The following is an 858-nucleotide window of genomic DNA, read 5'->3' on the forward strand; positions in this document are numbered from 1 at the left end:
CGATCGGCACGAGCGAGGCGCCCCGGTCCGGGTAGCGCGTGGAGATGTGGCGGGCCACGGCCACGCGCAGCTGGGCGGCCTGGAACGGCGAGGCCACGTCCACGCCGGCATGGCCGGCCGGCAGGCCGAGCAGATCGGCGTAGTAGCGCGCCGGCTGCAGCGTGGCGGAAAACAGCGTGCTGGTGTGCGCCGCCGCGAAGCGCGGCGCCAGGAACGGTGCCGGCACCACGTTGCGCAGGCAGACCACCGAGCTGCCGGGCGCGCCGCCGGGGGCGCGGGTTACGTCCACCATCGAATGCGTGTCCAGGCACTCGGCCAGCCGCTGGGTGTGCAGCAGCTCCAGGTAGAAGGCCTGCAGCGCCGGGTCCATCTGCTCGGGGTGCTCCGCGAAATGGTCGGCCAGGGCGCTGCCGCACTGCTGAAGGGAGGCCAGCAGCGCGGCGGGGAAGGCCTCGTGCACGGCGTAGGCCCCCGGCTGCGCCTTGTCCAGCGCCACCCAGGCGCGGCGCACCTTGTCCAGGGCCTTCTTCACCGCCGGCACGCGGGCGGCGGTGTCCGAATGCCGCGCCTGGTAGAGCGAATCGGGCAGCAGCTCGGCCGTGTACATGCGGCGGCCGCGCTCCACGAGGTTGTGCGCCTCGTCCACCAGCACCGCCACGCGCCACTGGTTGGCCTGCGCCAGGCCGTGCAGCAGCGCGCCGGCATCGAAGTAGTAGTGGTAGTCGCCCACGACCACGTCGGCCCAGCGGGCGAGTTCCTGGCCCAGGTAGTAGGGGCACACGCCGTGGGCCAGGGCGGCCTCGCGCACGTGGGCCTGGTCCAGCAGGGGCCGGTCGCCGCGCCCGCCGTGGGCGAAAG

1 protein-coding gene is annotated in these 858 nt (G+C 74.1%); it reads right to left on the reverse strand.

Going from position 1 to position 858, the window contains the following annotated elements:
- The coding region (locus tag AC27KI_RS26095; RefSeq protein WP_487116751.1) for an ATP-dependent DNA helicase at positions 1 to 858 on the reverse strand (858 nt) is incomplete at both ends.

The sequence above is a fragment of the Acidovorax sp. KPB24-03 genome (assembly GCF_057546605.1).